We start from the raw sequence: 20,511 nt of genomic DNA, 5'->3' as shown, positions 1-20,511 counted from the left end.
GCGACAACTTTAAGATAATCCTCTCACCTACTCCCTCACCGCTGACTCAGAAGGCGGTGCGGTAGAGTGTGAGAGGATTTTTTCTTTGTATAGAGACCACAGAAAGGCTTTCATGGCTGAGAAAGAACCGCTGGAACCCTTAGCGGGTGCCGAGCGTGACTGGGATGATCTAACACCGGCGATTGATGATAACGACGAGGCTGTTGCCCAGCGAGCAACAGCAGACCGTCTGCTTCGTGCCCGCAGAGTGGAATCTGGGCTTGACAGCTCGGAGCCTACTGCTATTTCTATGGGATCCCCCGCGACGCGGGACGCGCCTGTTACCGGGGTATCTAAGACGCCGGTAGATTCTATGCCTCTACCTGAGGTACGAGAACTCCTCGACGAGTCGGTAGCTGTAGCCGGTGAGGGTTCTGCGCCCACCCTGAACTCTGCGGCTGATGAGACCGAGCAGTCTGCGCCGGTTGCCGCTGTGGCTGCAACGGAAGCTGAAGAACGCGCGTCCGCCCGAGAACTGGCTGTTGAAGACCGCCCCCGATGGTTGAAGTTGCGCCAGTTTCTGATGGGGATGGCAGTACCCGTGCTGACCCTAGCTCTTGCGGTGCGCGTGGTCGCCAGCAGCGCCTTCTTGTGGTTTGCATACCATCGACCGGGATTTCCTGCCGATACCTACGGTATGAACACTGAAGAACGTATGCGGTTGGGTTCCTACGGACTGGACTACATCTTGAACTTCGCCCCGGCGAGCTACCTGGGCGCTCTACGCAACGAAAAAAACGTCACCTGGTTCTTGCCCTCTGAAGTTGAGCATATGACAGATGTAAAGGTCGTCATGCTTATAGCAATGACGCTTGCAATGATTCTTGGGCTTGTGGCGTGGATGAGCTCCCGCACCCTCAAAGAGCGTGCCGCTGGAGCTGTGCGTCGCAGTCTCTTTGCTGGCAGCTGGGCAACCCTTGCACTCATGGCGGCGCTGGGTACTTTAGCTTTTGTGGGTTGGGAACGTTTCTTTGAAAACTTTCACCACGTTTTCTTTCCGCAGGGCAACTGGCAGTTTCACGCATCCGATACTCTGATTCGTCTCTACCCGCCGCAGTTTTGGGTGGACGCGGGTATCGCAGTTGCGCTGATTACCCTGGCTATTACGCTGCTAATTATGATGCTCACCTGGCCCACCAAACTACGCAAAGCTCGCGAAGAAAAAGTTGCTGCGGACCGTCTAGAGCTGCGTCGTAAACTTTCGTCCTCAGTGCTGTAAGTGCTTTCTAAAAAATGCTCCTGCTTGGTCAGCTATGACACAAGCGGGAGCATTTTTAGTAGGAGGAAGAAAGCTTAAATTAGATCCACGAATCAAACCACATGCGCCAGCGCCAGTGCTCGTAGGGAATAACCTGGGCACTCCAAATGGGCAGGAAGTAGAGGGTCAAGAGGGTAGCAAAGACCAGGTAAGCACCGACGAGCACCACGCCGATGCGGCGTCTACGCACGCTAGAGGTGCTGCGTCCTAGCACAAGCCCCAGCACCCCTGCCAGAAGTAGCACCAGATACGGCTCAAAAGAAAGAGCATAGAAGAAGAACATGGTGCGTTCCGGGTACATAAACCAGGGAAGATAACCCACCAAAAATACTGCTAAGAGGGCAATAAAACGCCAGTCTCTACGAATCAAAACCACTACTAAAGCAACAAGGATGGCTGCAATAAACGACCACCAAATCAGCGGGTTACCTATATTCAGCACTGCGGCAGAACACTTCTCAACGGCACAGCCATCAACACCCTGAGTAAGAGATTCATAATAGTAAGAGGTGGGGCGTGCAAGAATCAGCCATTTCCACGCAGGAGATTCGTAGGTGTGATCGGAATCCAAACCTTGATGAAATTCGTAGGCACTCCGGTGGTATTCCCACAAAGAACGCAATGCCGCCGGTAGCCACTGCACACCTTCGCCGGGGTGCTCCGCCGCCCAACGTCTGTTGTAACCATCATCTGACGTGAACCAGCCGCCCCAGGTTAGTAAATACCAGCCAGCACCCAGTACGATCATGTAGGTAAAAGCCAGAACGCCATCTTTGAACACACCGGCAACTAACCAGCGGCGAACACCCACAATACGGCGGGCATTGAGATCCCAGAGCACCGTCATGACGCCAAAAACAGCAATAAAAAACAGGGCATTCCACTTCACGCCCACTGCCATACCCGCAGTGAAACCGGCAGCTAGACGCCACCAGCGTACCCCTACCATCGGTCCGTAGCGCATGAACGAATCATGCGGCAGACCTCCATGAGCTGCAGCATGCTCAGCTACCCTACGGGCTAATAACCGCCGCGACCGCGTCCTATCAGCCAATAAACACACGAAGGTAGCCAACAGCCAAAACATCAAGAAAATATCAAGTAGCGCAAAGCGAGACTGCACCAGATGGTGACCGTCAATCGCCAACAAAAAAGCCGCAATTGTGGCAACAGTCAGCGAACGAAAAAGCATCCACCCAGCCACTGCAACAAGAGCCACTGAAAGAATGCCCACCAGCGCTGCTGCCACACGCCACCCCACAGGGTTATCATCACCAAAGACAGCCATGCCCGCGGCAATCATCCACTTGCCCACCGGTGGGTGTACCACATACGCCGGATCAGTGCCCACCACACTGGCGGCATCCCCTGCTAAAAAGGCATCATTGGGCTCATCAGCCCATGACCGCTCGTTGCCAAAATGCAACAGCGAATAGGCATCTTTAGCGTAATAGGTCTCATCAAAAACAATCGCGTGAGGAAGCCCCAAATTCCACAACCGCAGCACCGCAGCCAACACAACCACCAGCGTCGGGGCTAACCACCCATAACGCGGCATCGTTACCTCTGCAACGCCTAAACGGGCGCGCAACGTGAGCTCAGTAAAAGCATGTTTGACGGTCAAAACGCGCGGTAGGGGCGCAGTACGGGCAGTATCTATCACCTGCTCATGGTATCAAGCCGTTAGAATCGATGAGAAGAACAGCGCAAATCTACCCCGTATGAGAGCAGCCATGCACACCGACGATATCAATGACCCCCGCACCCCTCTTGATTCTGCTGCCCCCCTGGTAGACGAGGAACTCGCGAGCCCCCCTGTACGCACTGACGGCGTGCTTATACTGGGCGGAACCCCCATCGGAAACCTCGGCGATGCCACTACCCGCCTCAAAGAATACCTTGCCTCAGCCGATATTATCGCCGTCGAAGATACCCGAACTCTGCGTAAACTCGCCAGCGGTCTGGGTGTAAAAATCACCGGACGTACCATCGTCAACCACGACCACAACGAAGCCGGTCGTAGCACTCAAATCGTTGAAGCGATCCAAGACGGTCAAACCGTGCTGCTCCTCTCAGATGCCGGCATGCCCACAGTCTCAGACCCAGGGTACGCCGCCGCACAAGCTGTAGCCGACGCCGGTTTGCCGGTAACCGTAGCACCTGGCCCATCTGCGGTACTCAGCGCGCTCGCGGTCTCAGGTTTGCCGACCGGACGCTTTACCTTCGAAGGCTTTCTCGCGCGCAAGGGATCAGACCGTACCCGCCGTTTGGCGTCTCTAGCGAGGGAAGAGCGAACCATGGTCTTTTACGAATCCCCGCACCGCCTCTCCGCGACCCTCAAAGACTTCGCTGACACTTTCGGGCTACAGCGCCGTGCGGTCATTTGCCGGGAGCTCACAAAACTGCACGAAGAAATCATCCGAGGCACCCTCGCTGAACTCGTAGCCTGGGCAGATGACAGCGAACGCATCCGCGGCGAGATTGCCCTGGTCATAGAAGGCGCACCAGAACCCAAGGTGCAGGACGCCGCGGATCTGACCGAGCGCGTCCTCGCCCTCGTCAACGAAGGAATGCGGTTAAAAGCTGCCACCGCTCAAATTGCCGCAGAAACCGGTGCGAGCAAACGTGATTTATACGAAGCGACCCTGGCTGCACGGTAACAGCAAAACACCCCACGAAAACTGAGGAACAAACAGATGTGTACCCCCGAAAACCCATGCTACACCGAAGAACAGTTAGAACAACTGGCTGCAACCTTTGACCTTGCTCTGCCCAGCGACCGGGAAATCCACAGTAGCATTTTTACAGAACCAGTAACTCCCGAAGAAGGGGCTACACCACCGGCTTATGAGGCTGAACACTACAACGTGACCGACGAAGAAAGCGGTGAGGGCACCCGCCGCCGTTCCACTGACGGCGACGGTGGGCGAAAGCGTAACCTGGTCTTTCCACCTGCACCGGAACCTCTACCTCACCCCATCATCGATAACCACACGCACATGGACCTACTCGACGGCGAGGTGGCGATCTCCGTTAAAGACGCCCTCGACACAGGCGCCGCGCTCGGAATCGAATCGGTAGTGCAGGTGGGGTGCGATGTGCCTTCTAGCATATATGCCGTCAAGGTCGCCTCCTCAGAACCACGCGTCCTAGCAGCTGTTGCTCTGCACCCTAATGAAGCCCCGAAACTAGAAGCCACCGGGCAGCTCGAAAAAGCCCTTGCCGCAATCGATGCGCTCGCTGCCCACCCTCGCGTCCGCGCGGTGGGGGAGACAGGTCTAGACTTCTTTAGAACACGCGCTGACGGCATTGATGCCCAAGAACGCAGCTTCCGTGAGCATATTCGCATCGCTAAAAAGTACGGCAAAGCCTTACAAATCCACGACCGCGATGCCCACGACGATGTGGTTCGTATTTTGCTGGACGAAGGCGCACCTGAGAAGGTCGTTTTCCACTGCTATTCAGGGGATGCCTCGTTAGCTGAGAGGTGTAACGATAACGGCTGGTACATGAGTTTCGCGGGCACCGTCACCTTTAAGAACTCCCACGGCATTCAGGAATCTTTAAAGATTGCCCGCGAAGATTTGATTTTGGCTGAGACCGACGCTCCTTTCTTGACGCCGCATCCTTACCGTGGGCGTCCTAACGCGTCGTACATGGTGAACTACACCGTGCGGTTTATGGCGCAGCATCGCGGTGATGACCTTGCTGCACTGTGCGCGAAGATTCATGAGAATACGCAGGCTGTATACGGCACCTGGCAGTAAAATGTCACTGAACGTTGGGGTGGCACAGGGCAGGTTCCTCGTGGGTTTATTTGCTAACGTAAGTAAGTTGGGAGTTCCCACACGAAGAGAAAGTACATGAACCTGTGTCTAGATTTAACGTTTCTGCCCTGTTAAAGCGCAGGGAATCACCGGCTGCGGCGGGTTCGCCTCCTGCAGATGAGCTGAACACTATCTTGTATGTGTGTACCGGCAATATCGCGCGGAGTGCCTCTGCTCAGCTTATTTCTCAGCACCGTAGCTGGAACGAGGGCTGGGTTTTCGATAGCGCAGGTATTGGTGCTGTGGTCGGCTCGGGTGTTGCACCTGACATTGACCATGAGTTGCTTGATCGTGGTATTGATATTTCAGGATATAAGGCTAAGCAGCTCACCCGTGAGATTGCCGAGAGCGCCGCTCTTATTGTTGCTATGGATCATAGCCACCGTAAGTGGATTATTCGTGAGTGGCCGCACCTGCATCACCGGGTAGTTTTGCTGAAACAAATTCAGCGCGTCAGGGCAGAAGCAGGACGCAGAGTTGAGGCTATCTCTTACCTGCAACAGATGGATATTCCGGTGCGTAGTAGCGATGATATTGCTGATCCCTATCGGTTGGGTGTGCAAGCGGCTCGCACTGCTGTGGAAGAAGTCGAGGACGGCTTGGACGTACTATTGCCGTGGTTGGGCTTCTTTGAGAGGTAGCTTAGTCTACGTATATGGCGCACATATAGCTTGAGGTAGACGAATGCGGCGGTGCGAGTTTAAAAACCTGTCTAGAATAGAAGGCAATGGAAAATCAACTTCTCGGCCCGCAAGAAATTCGCGAACTCGCCGCTGTGCTGGGCATTCGACCGACTAAAACCCTGGGGCAGAACTTCGTTATTGACCCCAATACTATTCGCCGCATTATTGCAGCGGCGCACATTGACCCGGATGAGACGGTGTTAGAGGTAGGCCCTGGCCTTGGCTCTCTCACCCTGGGTATTTTGGACGCTGCAAAAGACATGGTTGCGGTTGAGATCGATCCTCCGCTGGCTGAGCAACTGCCGCTAACGGTTGCTAAGTTCCGCCCCGGTGCTGAGGAGCGGATTGATGTGGTGCTTAACGACGCTATGAAGGTGATGGAGCTACCCAAGATCCCCACCGCTTTGGTTGCTAATCTGCCCTATAACGTCGCGGTACCGGTGTTGATTCACTTACTGGGGCAGTTCCCCAGCATTGAGCACGCCCTGGTGATGGTTCAGGACGAGGTTGCTGACCGTCTTGCTGCTCAGCCGGGTTCAAAGATTTACGGTGTTCCTAGCGTGAAAGCTAACTGGTTCTGCGAGGTTTCTAAGGCCGGTGTTATCGGCACTAACGTTTTTTGGCCCGCACCCAAGATCAAGTCGGGTCTTGTGGCTTTCAAACGCCGTCCTGAACTTCTGTCTGATGTTTCGCGCCAGCTGGTCTTCGATATTATCGATGCAGCTTTTGCTCAGCGTCGCAAAACCCTTCGCGCTGCCCTTGGTCCGTGGGCAGGTAGCCCTGCTCGCGCTGGTGAGGTTTTAGATGCTGCCGGTATTGACTCGTCGCTTCGCGGTGAGAAGCTCGATATTTTCGGATTTATAAAAATCGCTGAAGCATACCGGGATCACTTTATGGAGCAGGCATGAGTGCTGCCTCAGCAACGGCGTGTGCCCCTGGCAAGGTAAATCTCTACTTCGCGGTGGGGGATGTTCAGCCTAACGGTTATCATCCTGTCGCTTCGTTGTATGCAGCTGTCTCCCTCTATGAAGAGGTAACGGTTGCTGTCAGCGATGAGCCAGGTTTTAGTGTGAGCGTGGAGATTCCCGAGGAATCTGTTCTAGCCCAGATGGAACGTGCAGGGGATTTTGACCGCTCGTCTATTCCCCTTGATGCTAGAAACCTTGCGGTGAAAGCTGTGCAAGCTGTTCTCGATGCTCAGGGCATTGAACTCGGGGAGAAAGGGCTTAGCATCCATATCGTCAAGAACGTGCCGGTAGCTGGTGGCATGGCTGGTGGGTCTGCGGATGCCGCCGCTGCCCTGAAAGCTACTAATCGTTGTGTTGTTGAGGCGGGCTGGGCGTCTAAGGCTCTTACTGACGATGAGCTACGTGACTTGGGCGCTGAGCTGGGTGCTGACGTGCCGTTTTGTCTGATGGGTGGGCTCGCTATCGGCTATGGCACAGGAACGGAGCTGACGCCTCTTGATGTTCCAGCAGATACGCAGCCCCTGCACCTGACGATGATTCTGAGCACTCAAGGATTATCTACACCAGCGGTTTTCGCTGAATTGGACGCAGGACGCGCTGAGGGCAGGTACCCAGCGCCGGGTGAGTTGGAAGTTCCTCAGGCTCTTATCGAAGCGCTCATTGACTCCTCACCCAGCAAAGATTTAGCGGCTATCACCCGGCACATTCGCAACGATTTGCAGGCACCGGCGATTACCTTACAACCTGCCTTAGCGGACGTTCTGAACCAACAGCAGGGAGCGGACGCACATGCCTTCGTTTCGGGGTCGGGACCGACGGTTGCAGTGCTTAGGGCAGAAGGACGGTACAATTCTCAAACTCCTCAGAGCAAAAAATACATTGCCGAGCTAAAAATTCTCGACCGAAATCTTGTTTGAAGATGAGTGATTTTTTTTATTTCTCTAGCTGATGCGCTGGGAATAATACCGAGTATTCTGGGAACTTGGGCGCTTGTGGAGATTCTTAAGCAACGCCCAAAAACCGTACTCATAAGAAATCGCAAAAAATTTCTTAAAGATTTATTTATAAATAAAAAAGTTTACCGTGTCAATATAAAAAATCGCGTGAAAGAAATTCTTACATCTGAGTCCCACACCGTAAATAAAGAGCTGCAATGGGTTTACAAAAATATTTTGAGGAACTATCCGAAAAGCGAAAATTCTAGAGCGCTTGATAATGAAAAAATGAACACTGTTTCAGAGGCTTATACAAAGATGTCTAAAAAATTTCATCTTCGTCATCAGTTGGCGTTAGCTTCGCACTGGTTATTCTTGATGAAAGAAATCTTGCAGAAAGCGTTGGTGATATTCTAGTAGCCTACGCTTCCTCGATTTCTATAGAGGATTTAATTCCTGAAAAAAGTATAGAAGTCTACAATGGTAAGATTCTGCTGAAATCCTACTGTCGACCAGAGATAGGAATTGCTTCGTATAATGTTGCCACCGTTTATTATGATTATATGAAACGTGTGGATTTAAAGGTCAATTCGAGTGAGAGAGACTTGAATTCAGCTGAAAGAACCGACGTCTTTACATTTGCAGTTGACCCCGAAATACGAGAGCTTACGAAAACAAGAATGGCTTTGCCGGGGATATTTGACGGAGAAATCGCTGCTCTTTGGGATTTTTCTATCGAGAAAGATAGTAGAAAAGGCAAGCCCAGGATTAAACTAGAAATTAACAAAACTACGTACTCCTCGTGGTTGGCAGACCATAACAGGCAATACTTCAGGAATAAAGGATTAGAAAACTCTTCTGATGAAAAAACTGGGAATAACGCTAGACAGCTTGCTTTCGCGGTGATTGTCGAGATTGCCGACAATAAATTGGTTTTCAAGAAACGGTCAAAAAATACTGACATCAATCAACTTCAGTTTATGCCTTCCGCAAATGGAAATATGCAGTTTAGAAGTTCTTACGGAATTGATGCGGACGTTGATGTAAATGGGATCCCCAATCCTTATATGACAATGAGCCGCGAACTTTCAGAGGAACTCGGTCTTGATATTCAAATATATGATCTGGCAGTCATCGGATTAGGTCAGATCAGGTGCGAAAATAAATATGGAACAAATTTACTTGTTGGGCTTCATAAAAGTGCTAAGACTTTTGAAGAAATTGTAGAGTGTACTAAAAATATTCATCCGTCGTAGGGTCGTTGGGAAGTGGGAAATTGCCTGCTTGGAATTGCTGTAGAATCAATTCATGAAAAAGTAGACAAGAAATCCTATTTACCGAAGAGCTTTGATTTTCTTGAAGAAATATCAGCCTTTATTAAATACGATAAAAATTTGGCAAATCATGCGAAGGTTGCACTTTCGCTGTACCTTTTTTACAGGTTTGGTGAGGTTAAAGAAATTGTTAGTTCTAGGAAAATAGCGCATTCTCCTATTTGCAATTTTTCACCAATCTTAGATGAATCTTAGAAAAATTATAAAGTAGTTCTCTTGGTGAGTCGATAGTGATGGTTTCATTGAAAAATTATTTTGAAATGCCCCGTGCTTTGGAATAATTACTGAACATATTTTGAAAAATTATACGTTTTAACTAGAAAGTTTCACGTTGGTTCATTATCGAATCAGTTATAATAGTGGTAATTTCGCTAAAAATAACAGTGGATTATTCTGTATATTTCATATTTAATATAGCTGATTTTTTAAAGATGAATAATTTTGTTTCCTGTGCTGGTGATCCCCTGCGAGCCGGGGCGTGAATTGCCGCCTAGCCGCGTTGCAAAGCAGCGGCTCGGCAAGAGGGGCGTTGGCGTGTGCGCGTCCGTTGCAAAGTTGACCCCTTATACGAATAATCCTCAAAGTGTAAGGAGTTCCCTGGAGAAAACGGTGCTTGCTTGATTGATTGGTTTTCCCCACTTTTAATGTGAGGATACCTGCGACGCTACTGAGCAGAAACTTTGTGCCCAACTACCCCAATTGAGTCGTTGCGCATAATCGATGGAGCATCGATGCTTCATCTCGAAAATTTCATCAGGGTTGATATGTGAAAGTACCCCGGTCGCTGTGCGTATGAAATCAGGACTGTTTTCGATTAAGAAGCCTGTTTGGTGATCCTGGATTAGAGTAGATAGGCCTCCTACCTGTCTTGCAATGACTGGTAATTGATGAGCAATCGCATCAGTAACAACCACACCACCTGCACTCGCCTGTGTGGGTTCTAAAAGCAAATCATGAGTGTCATAAAGCTGCGAAAGTACGTTGCGTGAAACCTTTCCAACGTGATTAGCCCAGCGAGGTAGGCGGTTGGGTGCATTACCTACAATCGTAAGTTCGACATCTCTGTATTTTCTAACTGCGGCAACAATTTCGAGAGCATCATCTCCACCTTTTCGTTTCCAATCTGAGGCAACGAGAAGAAGTCTGAGAGTGCCAGAGGTAGGAATAAGAGCCTGGTCTGACACTGGATTTTTAGGAGGAACAGTTCCTGGACCGAACGGTATAACCGTGATTTTTTGGGCTGCTATACCGAGGTCTTTCATCAGGACGCTGGCAGACCACTCACTTGCTACAGTGTAATGGTTTGTTCTAGTAGCAACTCTTTTATCAATGAGTACACCTTGGGTGTATGAGATCCTGCTAAGCCGATTATCAGCGAAATACGACCTTGCCATCGAAGCGAAGGACGAGTCAGCGATCTGAATGAGTGGCTGGTCGCTGGGCATGAATAGACTGCTTGTAGAAGCCGCCAAAGACACCAGAACATGGTCATTACCGCTGACCTGTTCAATTTTTTTCTTTGCGATTTTGCTCTGCTTCCATGATGTTGCAAGGGAGTGGGAGGGCAGATACTGTCGATTCGTTATTGCCCCGGAAGCTTTTGCTAAAACCCTATCTATCAGAGCAACTTCAGCCTGAGGAACCTGAGCGGTTATTAGGTCGGCATGTTGTGACAGTGTACGGGTTATATTATGTACGACTCCAGACCAAGCATAGGGGCTAGAAAAATCCCATGTTGAAAAAAGTGCCAGCTTGGTTTTTTGATTGGTTGTATCCATTCACTTATCGCTTCTTATTGAGCAGATTCAGGATTTCACTTGATATTGTCTGCCACATCTGTTCGTAAGTGAAGTTAGAATGCATATCTCGTCCTATCTCCTGGCTTAGAGACTCTCGAAGTGCATCATCCGAGTCCATGCGAATCAACTGCTCTCGCAGGTCTTCTTCGTCTCCAGGGGTGTACTGTAAGGAATTAGTTGAGTTAAAGTACTGTGAGAGAGCAGGGGTTTGGCTAATGAGTACCGGGGCCCCAGTGCCGCCAGCCTCTATAGCAACCGTCTGTCCTGAGGGGTAGGCCATGAGCTTTGAGGGTATGATTACTGCTTTTGCAGTCGCGAGAATTTCCCTATATTTATCATAAGTAACCAGCCCTTTGAAGATAATCTGCGATGACTGGGGAAGACTAGCATATACTTCTGGCTTTGTGTAAAGATCAATAATGATATCAGTTCCCTTTAACGCATTGACCAAAAGGTTATAATCGCGTCCTCTATCAACACCCACAGCTACCATATTTCCGGATCGCAAGTGGAAATTTCTAGTGGAGAATAAACCTGGTGCAAAACCAAAATTTACGCTTTTGATTTTATCTTTTGGGATTCCATGCCTTGCTAAAATTTCAACCTGATTTTGGCTAAAAACAAAGAATAAATCTACTCCAGAATATTTTCTAACTTCTTTCTGGGCCTGTGAGGGAGACATTTTTTCAAGATCATCAGCAAGCCAACAAACCAGAACAGCTAAAGGTTTATCTGCATAGGGTTTAATTCCCTTGGACTTCATCCAGGACGCGAATAGTGCCTCATTTTCTAAAAACGCTAAGACAACATCTGATTGGTACGCTAAAAAAAGACTGCGAATAGTCTTATCGATGGGTGTGTTATAACGGTGCTCAAAGAAATCCCGGATTTTGACATGTAATTTGTGTTCAGCAGGTTTCTTCTCTGTAATCTCAAAGTCAAAATTTTTAAGTTTGTCGATACCGTAAGGTCCAAGGTGTGCTGAACCTTTCGTGAGGACGAGACATTTGTATGTATCACGTTTTTTCATTGCTTACCTCTCTATAATCTCCGAGATTTCCATCCATCGTATTTCCAGTTCTTCGACCTGATTGTCGATTGCTTGGATAGAAGAACTGAGCTCAGCGAGACCGGCGTAGTCCGACTGGTCATGTTCAGCCATTTTCAGATGCAGCTTTTCTTTCTCATTAGCCAGCTTAGTCAGTTTGCGGTCAATCTGGTTGATTTCTTTTTGGGCGGCACGTACCTCCGCACCGGATGCTTTAGGCTCATCAGAGCTGTTGACTGACTTCTCAAGGGGGGATGCTGAGCCAATAACTCCGGCGCCGCGTCCTGCTGAACCAGTGGAGGAAAGCTCAAGGTATTGATCCACACCACCGGGCAGATGTCTGAACGTACCGTCAATCAGGGCGTACTGCTGGTCAGTAACGCGTTCCATGAGGTAGCGGTCGTGGGAGACAACCAGCAGGGTGCCGGGCCAAGTGTCGAGTAAATCCTCCATAGCTGCCAACATATCTGTATCAAGATCGTTGGAAGGCTCATCGAGAATCAAAACGTTGGGCTCATCCAGAAGAATCAGCAGAAGCTGCAAACGGCGCTTCTGACCGCCCGAGAGATCCTTCACGGGGGTGGAAAGCTGGGCAGAGGTAAACCCTAGACGCTCAAGGAGCTGCACGGGAGTCATCTCCTTACCACCAGCTACATACGAGGTTTTCTTTCGTCCAATAACGTCTGAAACGCGGTCGTTCTCTACCTCCTTAAGCTCATCTAACTGCTGAGTTAAGGTAGCAACAACAACTGTTTTGCCGTGCTTGACGCGTCCGCTTGATGGGGTAACTGCTTTCGTGACGAGACCTAGTAGAGTAGACTTACCCGCGCCGTTGACACCCATAATTCCGGTGCGTTCACCGGGAGCAATGCGCCAGGTAACTTTCTTCAGCACATTACGGGTGCCGCCAGGCTGGGTGGGGTCCTCAAAAGAAACATCAACGTTCTCGATATCGACAACATCCTTGCCCAGTCGAGATACTGCCATCTGTGACAGCTCGACCTTATTACGCACCGGGGGGACGTCTGAGATGAGCTCATTAGCGGCATCAATACGGAACTTGGGTTTGGACGTGCGGGCGGGAGCACCGCGGCGTAGCCACGCCAGTTCTTTGCGCATAAGGTTCTGGCGTTTTGCTTCTGAAGCTGCTGCCTGGCGGTCGCGTTCTACGCGCTGCAGAATATAGGCAGCATAACCGCCTTCAAAAGGTTCTACAATGCCGTCGTGGACCTCCCACGTATCAGTACAAATTTCATCGAGAAACCAGCGGTCGTGAGTAACCGTCAGCAGACCACCAGCGTTCTTGTTCCAGCGGTTTTTCAGGTGCTGCGCTAACCAGGTAATTGCCTCAACGTCGAGGTGGTTGGTTGGCTCATCAAGCATCAGTACATCCCAGTCACCGGCAAGCAGGGACGCCAGTGCTACACGACGACGCTGACCACCTGAGAGGGAAACGACGGAAGCGTTCCAGTCAAGGTCAGAAACCAGACCAGAAATAACATCACGAATCAGCGGGTTCGAAGCCCACTCGTATTCGGGGGTATCGCCCACAATGGCAGAACCTACGGTATGGCTGTTGTCGAGAATATCAGACTGGTCAAGAAAACCAATGCGGGTGCCGCCGCGTACAGTCACCTTGCCGGAATCTGGGGCGAGGCGTCCGCCCAAAAGTTTAAGGAGGGTAGACTTGCCGTCACCGTTACGACCAACGATGCCGATGCGGTTGCCTTCATTGACACCCACGGTGATGCCCTCAAAGACAGTACGGGTAGGAAATTCTAGGTGCAGCGCTTCGCCGCCAAGTAAATGTGCCACTCTTCAAGGGTACTAGGTTCTTAGGTAGCCGTTTGCTAGGTGTGGGCAAAGTTGCTAGACACTGCGCCTCAAGATTGCCGTAAATGTAGAAGTCTTTGATAGGATTGTTCGGTGTTCACGATCAGAAGATGATATTGGTCGGTAACATTCCGCCATAGTGTAATTGGCAACACAGCGGCCTTTGGAGCCGTTATTCAAGGTTCGAGTCCTTGTGGCGGAGCGTTCAACCCCTTACTTTCTCCGATATTTTTCGGGGTAGGGGAGTTTCCCTTTAGAACGAGGAGTTCTATCTGTGAGTATCACAGCAACTGTTCCATCCGCTGTTATTGTTCTAGCTGCTGGAGCTGGAACTCGCATGAAATCTTCAACCCCCAAGGTGATGCACCCTATTGGTGGGCGTTCCATGGTCGAGCACGCGGTGGCTGTTGCTCGCGAACTGGAGCCTAAGAGCTTAGCTGTGGTAGTTCGCCATCAGCGCGACAAGGTTGCTGCGCACGTAACTGCTTTCGATGCGGACGTTACCATCGTTGATCAGGATGAAATCCCCGGTACCGGACGCGCCGTTGAAGTTGGTTTACTGGGTCTGGATGCCTTGGGCTCAGACATTGAGGGAACCGTCGTTGTGACTTACGGTGACGTGCCCCTGCTGAAGACTGAAACTTTGCGTAAGCTAATCGCTTTCCACGAAGAGGGCAAGAACGCGGTCACTGTTTTGACAACTCACATTGACCAGCCCGGTTCATACGGTCGTATTGTTCGCAACGAGGCTGGCGAGGTAACTGCAATCGTTGAAGCCAAAGACGCTACTGAGGAACAGCTGGCGATTACCGAGATCAACTCAGGCATTTACGCTTTTGATGCTAAAGTTCTGCGCGATTCGCTCACCCGCGTTACTACCGACAATGCTCAGGGCGAAAAGTACATTACCGATGTACTAGCAATTGCCCGCGAAGACGGCTTCCGCACCTCGGCTCTTGATATTGAAGATCGTTGGGAAGTTGAAGGCGCTAATGACCGCGTGCAGCTTGCCCAGCTGGGACGCAAGCTCAACGACCGCGTTGCCGTTTCGCATATGGTTGGCGGCGTGACTATCGTTGATCCTGAGAGCACTTGGATTGACGTGACCGTGACCATCGAGAACGATGTCACCATTCTTCCCGGCACTCACCTGCAGGGCAACACCCACATTGGTACCGGTTCTGTTATTGGCCCTGACACCACCCTTAAGAACGTCACGGTTGGCGAAAACGTAAAGATTTCTCGCACTGAGGGCACCGACTCTGAAATTGCTGATAACGCCACCGTAGGTCCCTTTGCCTACCTGCGCCCTGGTACTAAGCTGGGCACCAAGGGCAAAATCGGTACCTTTGTTGAGACCAAGAACGCTGAAATCGGTGCCGGTTCTAAACTTCCCCACCTCTCATACGCTGGCGACGTCACCATTGGTGAAAACTCCAATATTGGTGCAGCCTCAGTTTTCGTGAACTATGATGGTGTGAATAAGCACCGCTCGACGGTTGGCAATAACGTGCGTATGGGATCAGACAACATGTACGTTGCCCCCGTGACCATCGGTGACGGTGCCTACTCTGGTGCCGGTACTGTGATCCGCAAAGACGTGCCTGCAGGCGCGCTTGCAATTAATGAAGCTCCTCAGCGCAACATTGAGCGCTGGGTTATTGAAAAACGTGCTGGCACCCAAGCCGCTGAGGCAGCTCTTGCAGCTCAGGACCAGTCACCTTCATCAGATGAAAGCGATAACCAGTAATGACTGAGATTACGAATCCCGGCGAAAAGAAGATGGTGCTACTTTCGGGTCGCGCCCACCCCGAACTCGCCGAGCAGATTGCCGCGGAACTCGGCAACGAAGTTCTACCTTCGTCCGCTTACACTTTCGCTAATGGCGAGAACTACGTTCGCTTTGAAGAGTCAACGCGAGGCAAAGATGCCTTCGTCATTCAGTCCCACTCCGCGCCCATTAATGACGCAATTATGGAACAGCTGCTTATGACTGACTCGCTCAAGCGCGCGTCGGCTCGTTCAATCACCGTTGTTTCGCCGTTCTACCCCTACGCGCGTCAGGACAAGAAGCACAAGGGTCGCGAGCCTATCTCGGCTCGTCTGATTGCTGATCTGTACAAGACTGCTGGTGCTGACCGCCTCATGAGCGTTGATTTGCATACAGCGCAGATTCAGGGGTTCTTCGACGGTCCTGTCGACCACCTGATGGCTATTCCTCTTTTGGCTGATCACATCGCGTCGAAGGTCGATACCGATAACGTGACCGTTGTGTCACCTGATACCGGTCGCGTGCGTGTGGCTGAGCAGTGGGCTGAGCTTCTGGGCGGTGCACCTCTAGCGTTCGTTCACAAGACTCGCGACGTGAACGTTCCCAACCAAGCTGTTTCTAAGACCGTGGTGGGCGATGTTGAAGGACGTGTCTGCGTTCTGATTGACGATATGATTGACACAGGTGGCACCATCTCCGGCGCTGTGAACGTGCTGAAGGAACGGGGTGCTAAAGACGTGATTATCGCTGCGACCCACGCGGTATTTTCAGCTCCTGCTGCCGAGCGTCTGGGCAACTGCGGTGCCAGCGAGGTCGTAGTTACTAACACCTTGCCCCTGCGCGAAGACCAGAAGTTCGAGAACCTCACCGTTCTCTCCATCGCACCCCTAATTGCACGCGCTATCAAGGAAGTCTTCGACGAAGGTTCAGTGACCAGCCTCTTTGATGGGCGAGCTAACTAAAAACTTGTATATCGAATAGAATAAATTTTGGTACTTGCAGGAGTAGAATATTATCCTCAAGCGCCAAAATTTTATATGCATACCGCAGTAGCGCCCTCAATAGTAAAAGACGGAAGAGAAATAATCAAGTAATGCTTAAGCAGATCAAAAATGTATTAAAGCTCATCGATTATCCTTATCGTGGAAAATTTTTATTTGCGATATTTGGGGCTGCTTTCGTATCTCTCATAGAAATGCTGGGCGTGGGTGCCAGTTATCCTTTATTACTACTGGTTTCTGGTGCTGAGATTCGAGAAGGCAATGGCGTTATAGGTATCATAGCTAGTTTCTTTAATACTTCTAACCGGCAAACCTTGATTGCAATCATGGGAGGTATGGTTGCAGTATCATTTGTTTTAAAAAGTATCGTATCTATCACTTTCAGGTGGTGGCAGCTTGGTTTTGTAAATCAGCTAGAAAAAACCGCACGAGTTAATCTTTTTAAAGGGTATATATACGCTCCGTATAAGAAGCATCGGCAAAAACAGGTTCCCGATTTACATGCCAACCTTGCTGCTGCTATTTCACAGTCATATGGTCAAGTAATCTTAGGTAGCATAAGTTTCTTTTCGAGCTCACTCACCGCTTTTCTATTATTGCTTGTTATTTTTTATGTTTCACCTGTCGCCGCTACTGTAGCACTTTTTCTTTTTGGAGGTGCTGGTGTCATAATCCCTATTATCTTGCGCAGAAGACTGAACCAGATAAGCGCAGACGTTGTTGAAGCTGAACGTATCGCTTGGTATGCATCTATTCCAGCTTTTCAGGCTTTTCGTGAAATGCGTCTTTTTGATGTATCGGATAACTTCATTGGTAAATATAGGCTGGGCGCAGAAAAAAGAGCAAGCGTTAATCGAAGAAATAGCTTCTACTCTGAGCTTCCGAAGTATTTAACAGAGATTATATTTATACTTGGCGTTGTCTCCCTCTCCCTGATTTTGTTCAATCTCTACCCCTCAGCGCAAGCAGTTTCAATTATGGGCGTGTTCACTGTGGCGGCCATCCGAATGTTGCCTAGCGTTAATGGAGCTATTGCATCGGCTAATCTCGTGAGAGCAGGTCGCTCTGGTTTACATATTTTGGATTCAGAGGTTAATCAGGTTATTACTCACGAATCGACGAACAAAAACTTTTCTAAAGGAACAGATTTTAAGGGCGATATAAACCTATATAATGTTTCCTTTAGTTACGGAAGTGGTCAGAAAAAAGTTCTAGATGATATCTCATTACATATTCCCTACGGTTCTACTGTGGCGTTTGTGGGACCAAGTGGTTCTGGAAAATCAACATTGGTTGATATCGTTCTGGGGCTGATGGAACCGGACGAAGGCAAAGTTACTGCAGGAGAAAAGGATATAAAATCTGATATTCGTGCATGGCAAGATCAGCTGGGAGTGGTTCCTCAGAATGTAGTGATGATACCAGGCGACTTGAGGAAAAATATTGCTTTTGGTCTTGAATCTTCTGATATTAATGACTCTAAGGTTCTTGAGGCTGTTAGGGCGACAGAACTTGAAGAGCTTGTAGATTCCCTGCCAAATGGGATATACGAAAATCTTGGTCAAGAAGGTAATAGACTCTCAGGCGGGCAAAAACAACGGGTTGGTATTGCACGGGCGCTTTATCGCAGTCCTAAAGTTCTAGTAATGGATGAAGCAACTTCTGCTTTAGATAATAAAACAGAGTATAAGATAACTAAAACAGTTGATAACCTAAAGGGTCAACAAACAACAATTATTGTGGCGCATAGGCTATCGACCATCAAGAATGCAGATAATATATATTATCTCCGAGGTGGAAGATTATTGGGACAAGGAAACTTCCAAGAGCTTGAAAAGAAAATTCCAGAGTTCTCAGAGCTGGTGCGGCTGGGCAAAATATAATGAAGAGAAAAATTGTTATTCTTAGTCCAATTCTTCCAGAAGTGAACCCCGCCAACGCGGGGGAAAAGCTTGTTTTTAATCTTGCAGATTCTTTAACTGAACTCAAAAATTCTGTTTTTATTATCGCTGAAGATGCAAACAGCAACGTTAATAAAGAGAGCTCCTTTGATTCAATTATTGTTGAGCGTCGTAAATCCAGGAGAAGTAAGCTCGTAGACTCGCTTGACTCTATTTTATCTCCCTTTTCATCGTGGGCACCCCGGGTCTCATTTCTCATGGATGTTTTATCCTGCCCTATAGCTCTCCAAAAAATCAAGGAAGCCGATATAGTTGATTTGCAGTGGGCTTCTATGGCTCTGCTCGCTCCTGGTTTTCGACTGTTTAATCCCAAAGCTAAGTTCGTTGGGACCCTGCATGACGTTAATTCACAAAGGCTCGGACGCCGGGCTATGGCAGAGGAAAATGTAATAAAATCTTTCATCTGGAAATTGCAGTCCTATTCTTCCAAAATTCTTGAGAAACATATGTTTCGATTTTTGGATGAGGTCGTTGTGCTTTCCTCAAAAGACAAAAGCTTATTGTCTGCTCAGAGAAAATTCCCTAACAAGGTAGCTGTAGTTACTCCGCCCATTTATGATGAGTTTTTTGGTAAAATTCAGACGCTGAATCGAACTAAAAAGCCTACATTTCTCTTCATGGGGTCTATGTATCGTTGGGAAAATGAGAATGCCCTGCGTTGGCTGGTCGATGAGGTAATGCCCCAAGTCTGGTCAGCGCATCCGGAAGTGTCGCTCCGGTTGGTAGGCCCTGCCCCGGAAAAACTTGTTGAATCTTTGGATAGCAGGGTTACATATATGGGAGTCGTCGACCAGATCGCTGATGCGTATCAGGGGATATGGGCCTCGCTCGTCCCCCTCAAATTAGGTGCTGGAGTCAAGTTCAAAACTGTTGATGCTCTATTGGCTGGAGTGCCAGTTATCTCAACCTACGCTGGAATTGAGGGGATTGTTGATACAAGGTGGGCAGCGCAAATTGCGGAGTCTCCATCAGCATATGCAAGATCTATCATTCAGGTAATAGAGAGTATTGATATGTATGCCACTAAGGCTCAGACGAATGTTCCCCAAATCTCAAAAATTTATGGTGTTGAGGCTTATAGGGAACGGGTACGGAAAGTTTATGGATCATGAATTATCCAGTAACAATTGTTATTCCTGCGTATAACGCTGAAAACTTTCTCGCTGAGCAGCTTGAAAGAGTGACTCAGTTAGAGTTGCCAAAGGAGTCGGAGGTTCTGGTCGTGAATAACCGAAGTACGGACTCAACACCATCTATTATTGATGGCTTTGCAATAACTTACTCCTATATAAAACGAGTAGATGCCCTCGAACGGTCAGGGGTAAATTATGCTCGTAATACTGGAGTTTGTGCCGCAGGAACAGACAATATTTTTATCTTTGATGCTGATGATTTGCTCTTACCTGCGGCTGTCAACCAGTTTGTACGTATTCTTGAAGTAGCTGATTTTGCTGGGGCTGGCTATGTGTACTACACCTATAATGCAAGTAGGAATTCTTACAGTCCTGGGGCTAGTGTGACTTTTGCTCCACATACTCCTCATAATAAACCCTACGCGTTGGGCGCTGCAATGGGATTTAAAAAAAGCTGGTTTGAAAAAGTTGGCGGGTTTGATGAGTCATATCAAGGAGGGCATGATGAGGTTGATTTCGCCCTTCGACTTTATGCCAAAGGAGCGCAGTTTGAATGGTTCCCTGAGCCTGTAATTTTATATCGACAGCGAGATAGTCATGTTTCAGCGTTCAAACAAAAATTTAATTACGGGCGTACCTCAGTTCAGTTAGCCTGCAATTTTAGATCAGAGCTTGGGGAAACCGTCCCCGGATTTAAAATGTTAGTACGTAAACAAGTCTGGTCTATAATCTCATTTTTTAAGAATATGAGTGATTCGGAGAAATTAAAAATAGAGCTTGAGGGTCTTGCCTGGACGAGTGGCAGGCTCTACGGGGCATTAATATATTGCCTGTTGAATAAGCTGCCAGCTCGTGAAATTTTCAAACTCTAGAAATTGAATAGTATTAATATTTATTTTTATTTTCAGTACATTTAGGTTT

The 20,511-nt window shown here is 49.1% G+C and carries 17 protein-coding genes and 1 tRNA gene; 14 read left to right on the top strand and 4 right to left on the bottom strand.

Annotated features, from left to right (window positions below):
• Positions 1-112 precede the first annotated feature (112 nt).
• Positions 113-1,258 (top strand): TIGR01906 family membrane protein, encoded by a 1,146-nt coding sequence (locus tag JR346_RS08200; protein ID WP_205482208.1) that lies wholly within the window; start codon positions 113-115, stop codon positions 1,256-1,258.
• Positions 1,259-1,337: 79 nt separating this feature from the next.
• Here the strand turns inward: JR346_RS08200 and JR346_RS08195 are convergent, their stop codons facing one another.
• Complete coding sequence (locus tag JR346_RS08195; RefSeq protein ID WP_240333919.1) at positions 1,338-2,960, bottom strand: dolichyl-phosphate-mannose--protein mannosyltransferase; 1,623 nt, start codon at positions 2,958-2,960, stop codon at positions 1,338-1,340.
• Between the two features lie 70 nt (positions 2,961-3,030).
• Here JR346_RS08195 and rsmI point away from each other — a divergent pair, with 70 nt between their 5' ends.
• From rsmI to JR346_RS08160, 7 genes are all read left to right on the top strand, one after another.
• Complete coding sequence (gene rsmI / locus JR346_RS08190; protein WP_240333918.1) at positions 3,031-3,957, top strand: 16S rRNA (cytidine(1402)-2'-O)-methyltransferase; 927 nt, start codon at positions 3,031-3,033, stop codon at positions 3,955-3,957.
• Between the two features lie 36 nt (positions 3,958-3,993).
• The gene (locus JR346_RS08185) at positions 3,994-5,064 is read left to right on the top strand and encodes a TatD family hydrolase (protein WP_204877402.1); all 1,071 of its coding nucleotides are present in this window, start codon (positions 3,994-3,996) and stop codon (positions 5,062-5,064) included.
• A 104-nt stretch (positions 5,065-5,168) separates the two neighbouring features.
• Positions 5,169-5,765 carry a low molecular weight phosphatase family protein gene (locus JR346_RS08180; RefSeq protein WP_205482206.1) on the top strand — a complete coding sequence of 199 codons (597 nt, stop codon included), beginning with the start codon at positions 5,169-5,171 and terminating at the stop codon, positions 5,763-5,765.
• Between the two features lie 86 nt (positions 5,766-5,851).
• Positions 5,852-6,715: a 16S rRNA (adenine(1518)-N(6)/adenine(1519)-N(6))-dimethyltransferase RsmA gene (gene rsmA / locus JR346_RS08175; RefSeq protein WP_205482205.1), complete on the top strand. Its 864-nt coding sequence runs from the start codon at positions 5,852-5,854 to the stop codon at positions 6,713-6,715.
• Positions 6,712-7,692, top strand: a complete 981-nt coding sequence (locus JR346_RS08170) for a 4-diphosphocytidyl-2C-methyl-D-erythritol kinase (RefSeq protein ID WP_205482204.1) — start codon at positions 6,712-6,714, stop codon at positions 7,690-7,692. Before rsmA ends, JR346_RS08170 begins: the two co-directional genes overlap by 4 nt.
• 6 nt (positions 7,693-7,698) lie before the next feature.
• Entirely contained in the window at positions 7,699-8,127 is a 429-nt protein-coding gene (locus JR346_RS08165) for a hypothetical protein (protein WP_205482203.1), read from the top strand.
• Between the two features lie 188 nt (positions 8,128-8,315).
• Positions 8,316-8,966: a hypothetical protein gene (locus JR346_RS08160; RefSeq protein WP_205482202.1), complete on the top strand. Its 651-nt coding sequence runs from the start codon at positions 8,316-8,318 to the stop codon at positions 8,964-8,966.
• 719 nt (positions 8,967-9,685) lie between these two features.
• On the opposite strand, the gene JR346_RS08155 is transcribed toward JR346_RS08160, so the two are convergent.
• From JR346_RS08155 to JR346_RS08145, 3 genes are read right to left on the bottom strand one after another with little or no spacing between them, the layout of a single operon-like run.
• Positions 9,686-10,822 (bottom strand): glycosyltransferase family 4 protein, encoded by a 1,137-nt coding sequence (locus JR346_RS08155; RefSeq protein WP_205482201.1) that lies wholly within the window; start codon positions 10,820-10,822, stop codon positions 9,686-9,688.
• 4 nt (positions 10,823-10,826) lie between these two features.
• A complete protein-coding gene (locus tag JR346_RS08150) occupies positions 10,827-11,873 on the bottom strand; it encodes a glycosyltransferase (RefSeq protein ID WP_205482200.1) in 1,047 nt (348 codons plus the stop codon).
• Positions 11,874-11,876: 3 nt separating this feature from the next.
• Entirely contained in the window at positions 11,877-13,706 is a 1,830-nt protein-coding gene (locus JR346_RS08145; RefSeq protein WP_205482199.1) for an ABC-F family ATP-binding cassette domain-containing protein, read from the bottom strand.
• A gap of 148 nt (positions 13,707-13,854) precedes the next feature.
• On the opposite strand from JR346_RS08145, the gene JR346_RS08140 reads away from it, so the two are divergent.
• The 6 genes from JR346_RS08140 to JR346_RS08115 all read left to right on the top strand — a co-directional run bounded on the left by JR346_RS08140 (position 13,855) and on the right by JR346_RS08115 (position 20,462).
• Positions 13,855-13,926 (top strand) — tRNA-Gln (locus JR346_RS08140).
• Between the two features lie 72 nt (positions 13,927-13,998).
• Positions 13,999-15,474, top strand: coding sequence for a bifunctional UDP-N-acetylglucosamine diphosphorylase/glucosamine-1-phosphate N-acetyltransferase GlmU (glmU, locus tag JR346_RS08135; protein WP_255521874.1), 1,476 nt, complete (start codon positions 13,999-14,001; stop codon positions 15,472-15,474).
• A complete protein-coding gene (locus JR346_RS08130; protein WP_204877397.1) occupies positions 15,474-16,457 on the top strand; it encodes a ribose-phosphate diphosphokinase in 984 nt (327 codons plus the stop codon). Before glmU ends, JR346_RS08130 begins: the two co-directional genes overlap by 1 nt.
• 131 nt (positions 16,458-16,588) lie before the next feature.
• Entirely contained in the window at positions 16,589-18,379 is a 1,791-nt protein-coding gene (locus JR346_RS08125; protein ID WP_205482198.1) for an ABC transporter ATP-binding protein, read from the top strand.
• Positions 18,379-19,569 carry a glycosyltransferase family 4 protein gene (locus JR346_RS08120; RefSeq protein ID WP_205482197.1) on the top strand — a complete coding sequence of 397 codons (1,191 nt, stop codon included), beginning with the start codon at positions 18,379-18,381 and terminating at the stop codon, positions 19,567-19,569. The genes JR346_RS08125 and JR346_RS08120 overlap by 1 nt, the downstream gene beginning before the upstream one ends.
• Positions 19,566-20,462, top strand: a complete 897-nt coding sequence (locus JR346_RS08115) for a glycosyltransferase family 2 protein (protein ID WP_205482196.1) — start codon at positions 19,566-19,568, stop codon at positions 20,460-20,462. Before JR346_RS08120 ends, JR346_RS08115 begins: the two co-directional genes overlap by 4 nt.
• The last annotated feature ends 49 nt before the right edge of the window (positions 20,463-20,511 follow it).

Origin of the sequence: Rothia sp. ZJ932, from assembly GCF_016924835.1 — a bacterium.
Taxonomy (GTDB): Bacteria; Actinomycetota; Actinomycetes; order Actinomycetales; family Micrococcaceae; genus Rothia.
Note: the sequence above shows the minus strand (reverse complement) of the source record. Positions and strands in the feature narration are given on the sequence as shown.

Excerpts from the sequence above, each read along its gene's own strand:
- JR346_RS08155 (WP_205482201.1), bottom strand. The coding sequence starts at position 10,822 with ATGGATACAACCAATCAAAAAACCAAGCTGGCACTTTTTTCAACATGG.
- JR346_RS08170 (WP_205482204.1), top strand. The coding sequence starts at position 6,712 with ATGAGTGCTGCCTCAGCAACGGCGTGTGCCCCTGGCAAGGTAAATCTC.
- JR346_RS08125 (WP_205482198.1), top strand. The coding sequence starts at position 16,589 with ATGCTTAAGCAGATCAAAAATGTATTAAAGCTCATCGATTATCCTTAT.
- rsmI (WP_240333918.1), top strand. The coding sequence starts at position 3,031 with ATGCACACCGACGATATCAATGACCCCCGCACCCCTCTTGATTCTGCT.
- JR346_RS08130 (WP_204877397.1), top strand. The coding sequence starts at position 15,474 with ATGACTGAGATTACGAATCCCGGCGAAAAGAAGATGGTGCTACTTTCG.
- JR346_RS08185 (WP_204877402.1), top strand. The coding sequence starts at position 3,994 with ATGTGTACCCCCGAAAACCCATGCTACACCGAAGAACAGTTAGAACAA.
- JR346_RS08115 (WP_205482196.1), top strand. The coding sequence starts at position 19,566 with ATGAATTATCCAGTAACAATTGTTATTCCTGCGTATAACGCTGAAAAC.
- JR346_RS08150 (WP_205482200.1), bottom strand. The coding sequence starts at position 11,873 with ATGAAAAAACGTGATACATACAAATGTCTCGTCCTCACGAAAGGTTCA.
- JR346_RS08200 (WP_205482208.1), top strand. The coding sequence starts at position 113 with ATGGCTGAGAAAGAACCGCTGGAACCCTTAGCGGGTGCCGAGCGTGAC.
- JR346_RS08120 (WP_205482197.1), top strand. The coding sequence starts at position 18,379 with ATGAAGAGAAAAATTGTTATTCTTAGTCCAATTCTTCCAGAAGTGAAC.
- rsmA (WP_205482205.1), top strand. The coding sequence starts at position 5,852 with ATGGAAAATCAACTTCTCGGCCCGCAAGAAATTCGCGAACTCGCCGCT.